At 40.5% G+C, this 4899-nt stretch carries 6 protein-coding genes; 2 read left to right on the top strand and 4 right to left on the bottom strand.

Going from position 1 to position 4899, the window contains the following annotated elements:
- Positions 1-121 precede the first annotated feature (121 nt).
- The 3 genes from AB4496_RS25855 to AB4496_RS25845 form a co-directional block, all read right to left on the bottom strand.
- Positions 122-691: a YceI family protein gene (locus AB4496_RS25855; RefSeq protein WP_102250470.1), complete on the bottom strand. Its 570-nt coding sequence runs from the start codon at positions 689-691 to the stop codon at positions 122-124.
- Positions 688-1227 carry a cytochrome b gene (locus tag AB4496_RS25850; protein WP_102250471.1) on the bottom strand — a complete coding sequence of 180 codons (540 nt, stop codon included), beginning with the start codon at positions 1225-1227 and terminating at the stop codon, positions 688-690. Before AB4496_RS25850 ends, AB4496_RS25855 begins: the two co-directional genes overlap by 4 nt.
- Before the next feature lie 184 nt (positions 1228-1411).
- Positions 1412-1657 carry a DUF2164 domain-containing protein gene (locus AB4496_RS25845; RefSeq protein WP_017059821.1) on the bottom strand — a complete coding sequence of 82 codons (246 nt, stop codon included), beginning with the start codon at positions 1655-1657 and terminating at the stop codon, positions 1412-1414.
- 289 nt (positions 1658-1946) lie between these two features.
- On the opposite strand from AB4496_RS25845, the gene AB4496_RS25840 reads away from it, so the two are divergent.
- Positions 1947-2582, top strand: coding sequence for a hypothetical protein (locus tag AB4496_RS25840; RefSeq protein ID WP_009845296.1), 636 nt, complete (start codon positions 1947-1949; stop codon positions 2580-2582).
- 570 nt (positions 2583-3152) lie between these two features.
- Complete coding sequence (locus AB4496_RS25835) at positions 3153-3890, top strand: EAL domain-containing protein (protein ID WP_050395113.1); 738 nt, start codon at positions 3153-3155, stop codon at positions 3888-3890.
- 223 nt (positions 3891-4113) lie between these two features.
- On the opposite strand, the gene AB4496_RS25830 is transcribed toward AB4496_RS25835, so the two are convergent.
- The coding region (locus AB4496_RS25830) for an efflux RND transporter permease subunit (RefSeq protein ID WP_372132712.1) at positions 4114-4899 on the bottom strand (786 nt) is incomplete at its 5' end.

Genomic DNA, 4899 nt, shown 5'->3' with positions numbered 1-4899 from the left:
ATATTCTAGCTGCTTTGCTACTTTCCATATGACTAAATAACCGGCTAACAGCCGACCTATCTCGTATCGACTAGGATTTTGATCTTTCTAAATATGTTGATAGCGATTATTGATAGCTAGATTACTTCTTTACACCTTCAACATGCAGATCCATGTCGACATAGCTTGAAGCGCCCATTACTGGGATATTGAAGTCAGCAAGCTCTAGACGAGTTGTACCAACAAAACCAGCACGCTCACCGCCCCATGGGTCTTGACCAGCACCGATGAATTCAGCTTCGATAACGATAGGCTTGGTTACACCGTGAAGTTTAAGGTCACCCATAACTTCAAGTTTGCCGTCGCCTTTATCAACCACTTTTGTGCTGTTGAATGTCGCATCAGAAAACTTACCAGCATTGATGAAATCACCACTACGGATGTGCTTATCACGCTCTGCGTGGTTTGAGTCAAGGCTAGTTGTATCAACCGTTACGCTGATTTTAGACGCTTCAACGTTGCTCTCATCAAATGAGAAGTCACCTGAGAATGTGTTAAAACGACCTTGGATAAAGCTGTAACCTAGGTGGCTAACTTTGAAGTTAACTGAAGCATGCGCACCTTTTGTATCAATCACGTAATCAGCGGCGTTCGCAGCGAAAGGCATTGCCATAGCAAATGCTAATCCTGTAGCGATAATTGACTTTTTCATTTTGAAGCTCCTATCATTTTTCGTAGCGTATCGTCTTTGTCGATAACGTGGTGTTTTATCGCCGCTAAGGCGTGCACTGATGCCATAATGATCAGTACCCATGCAGCATAGTAGTGAACCGTTCCTGCGAGATCAGATTGGTTTGCAAATAGTTCACCCATACTTGGTACAGTGAACCAATTGAATACCTCGATCCCACGGCCATCTGATGTCGAAATCAAATAACCTGAAATAAATAAAACCGCTAAGTTAATGTACATAAATCCATGAGCGATCTTCGCCGCTACAACTTCATAGCTTTTACCTTCCACATTAGGTGACGCGGTAACTAGCTTCCAAAGCAAGCGGATAATGGTAACGGCAGCCAAAAGAATGCCTACCGAACGGTGGTAGTCTGGTGCTGTTTTGTACCACTCACTGTAGTAAGAAAGATCAACCATCCATAGGCCTACACCAAATAGGCCAAATATTGCGAGTGCTGAGATCCAATGCATTGCTCTTGCTAAAGGATTGTAATTTTTGACGTTGTTGTTCATGCATCTCTTCCGAATGTTAACGTGTCGTGTAGTTTTGAAAAGCGTACCCTACACCAAGTTTGCGTAACATATTATTTACCAAGTTTTACATTAGTTACATCATTTCAAATTAAACGAGTTATTCAAAAATTTTGAACAAGTTGCTTTATGGACAAATTTCTTTGTCGAACAATCGCTTGCTGAGTTATATTTCAACGATTTGTTCAATTTCATAGAGCTCATCTGATATGTCTAACATCTTACGTTCCATCACTTTTTGAGCGTCTTCTATCCCCTTGTTGTAATACACGGCTCCAAACTTTTTACTGATGAAGTCGACTAAGAATTCAGTGTCGAACTGACCAAGCTCTACATCGAGCTCATCTTGTAGGTACTTTTGAAGTGTATGAGTGAGTTCGGATTTTTGCTTTGAATCTAATTGAATGGTCATGGGTGTTTCCAAATAAAGAGTATGTAGAACAATTGTGATTAGCCGACTAAGCTATAATTTCGTTAGCTCACTGCAACTCTGCCAATCAGTTCAAGTTTTCTAACTAGCTATAATTCCTCATAATTTAGTTTACAGACCAGTAGAGTGCCAGTGCTATCCATAAAATCGCTCAGTAATGGTTAATTTTGATAGAGGGATCAAGAACTCGCACTTTGACAATAGGTAATGGCGCCGAAATTACCGTACTATTGCCCATCAATAAGATAGCAACCGTGTATAAGAGGCTTCATTGTTATTAGATCTGGTGATTAAAAGCGTCAATCAGTTTCAAGACGATTGCTTGAAACTTTGTGAGCGTCATTACCCTACCGTACACAATCAAGGGATCAGTGAACATCACATAGGCAAAGCGTTTGCGAGACGAATGGAGCACACTTTCGTTAGCTTCAATCATGCAAGCAACGTAAGCCCACTAGAAATGCTCTCTTCTGGTGAAACGCCACGACATTTCCGAATCTCTTCTGAAATTGGTACCGTTTGGATGATTAGCCACCATATGGTGAGCGCAGGAAAGACTTGTCGTAAAAAGTTGATGCTGGACATTCATAACTGGCAGCAAGAGTACGGATTTGCCATTCAACCCAATGACCTATTGATTATTGTCTCCGACCATTGGATAAGTCGAAGCAAAAACAGTGGTGAACTCTTGCATTGGTGGATGGGGGAACTCCCAGACCAGATTAGCGACTACAGCCTACAAGGTATCACGCTAAGAGAGAGTGATACTCAATTCGCAGATGATTTAAATAGTAACTTCAAAATCAGTCCGTGTTTTATCCGATTCGCTCACCCGCTAAAACGCTCTGGAAATCAACAACTAGTTCGTAAATACCTGCAACTTTATGCGGTAATACAATGGCAGTAAAATACAAGCCAATTTTCAATTTGATATATAACGTAAATAATTATACCTACACTTTTATTTTATAAAATAACACCTATATTCTACACATTTATTATCCGGGTTCTCCAGTTTACTAATTAATAACTTAACAACCTCAATATTAATTTTGAGAGACAGACATCATTTTTGTGTAACCACGAAGATCTATTTATTTTATTATTTTGATACTCCCCCAGAATGTAAGCCTTTAACCATATTTATTTCAGGTGTATAAGTGTTAAGGCTTTATATTGATAGGGTTGATATGATATAGGTTACTCAGACATCAAATTCACTGAACCTATAAAAAAAGCTAATCAATATATATCATTGATGCATAATGACCTTTATCATCCTGATTTTTCGCTGACTTTAATTATTTAGATGTTACCGTGACAAATTAATTTTTATTAATTGACAATTTATCAACACCTGTCAATATTATGACAACTGTGATGTATATTCTCGTCACTGAATAAACACCTTTTATTAGCGATTATGATTTTATCAGACAGAAGTGAATTTATTAGTTGTATATCTGTGAATGCCGATATGCAGTTTATTGCGAAATACCAAGACTTAACACTTACAAGTGTCTACCAACCTATATTTGATTCTTCTTTGACTCAGATAGGCGTAGAGGCTTTGGTTCGTATTTCCAATTGTAAAGGTGATGTCGTTCGCCCAGATCACTTCTTCCATTCAGACGAAACCTCATACACAGACAAAATCAACGTAGAGAGGCTGAGCCGAGCCATTCACATCCGTAACTTCGCACAATCGACGGTCCGTCACTTAAACCTTTTTTTGAACGTTCTTCCAAACGTTGGTGAGTTGTTTGCATCAGAAAAAGTAAAAGACACTCTGTTAGCTAAACGTCTTCACGAGCTTAACTTATCGTGCGAACAAATCGTCATGGAGTTGGTCGAACTTAATGTAGAAAGTGAAGAACGTTTAAAAAACGCGGCCCACTCACTTGCAGATAATGGTTTTCAAATCGCGGTTGATGACTTTGGAGCACAGGCGTCAACAGAGCAACGTGTTCGTCATATCACTCCTCATATCATCAAAATCGATCGCTCTGTGATGTTGGATTTTGAAAACGGTGATACTCAAAAAATGGAGTTAGTAGTTAAGCTTGCCAACCAAATCGGTGCAAAGACGGTCATCGAAGGGATAGAAACCCAACAGCAACTGACTGCGATGCAAAGTTTAGGCTTCGATATGTATCAAGGCTATCACTTAGCCATGCCAAAGCCGATTGAGTTGGATATCCGCCTAGCAATCTAGAGTCTGGCCCCTATTCTCTAATATACCGGAAGCCGCTTTACCATTGCCTAACGACTTTTGTAATACCTATCTTTTAAAACGCTCCTTGTTAAGGCACGCATTGCTATCGCAACGTCCTCTTAGTTCGGACCTATCTTCGTCTTGTTTTATCAAACCATATCCGTAAAAAAGCCCAGTCAAAATTGACTGGGCTGGCTTAAAAGAATCTGTTTTATATCAATCCCTAATAACCCGCAGTGGACGGTTTGATTCTATATAGAATGGCGAACATCACTGGTACTACTATTAGCGTTAGTACTGTAGCAAAGCCTAAGCCTGCCATGATGGTAATCGCCATCGAGCCGAAAAATGCATCGAATACCAAGGGAATCATGCCCAAGATAGTCGTTAGTGCTGCCATAGATACCGGTCGTACACGACTGATCGCGCTGTCGACAACCGCTAAATATGGGTCTTTACCTGTTTGTAGCTCACTGTTGATCTGGTCAAGCAGTACGATACCGTTCTTCAAAATCATGCCACTTAAGCTCAGTAAGCCTAGGAAAGCCGTGAAACTGAATGGCATATTGGTACCTAACAGACCAATCGAAACACCAATGATAGAAAGTGGTACCGTAAACCAAATCACAAGCGGCTTACGAACCGAGTTAAACAAAAGCATGGTAATAATAAACATCAGCAAGTAACCCATTGGTAGTGAACCAAATAGAGATTCTTGTGCATCTTTAGAGCTTTCGTATTCGCCGCCCCAACTGATGCTGTAACCTTCTGGTAGAGCCAATGCTTCTACTTGTGGTTTCACACGAGCAAACAAACTCGCGGGTGTTTCATCACCCAATACATCGTGGTCAGCCAATACGGTTAGCGTACGCTTTCTGTCACGACGTTGAATCAGTGGCTCAGACCATTGAAGCTCAACCCCATCGATCACTTGTTCTACGGGAATGTAGGTTTGCAGTGATGGGCTCCAGATCTTCACATTGTTCAGTGATTCAAAGTCAAAACGCTC

Source organism: Vibrio sp. 10N.222.46.A1, from assembly GCF_041473595.1.
Classification (GTDB): Bacteria; Pseudomonadota; Gammaproteobacteria; order Enterobacterales; family Vibrionaceae; genus Vibrio; species Vibrio tasmaniensis_A.
This window is presented reverse-complemented; position numbering and strand designations above follow the sequence as displayed.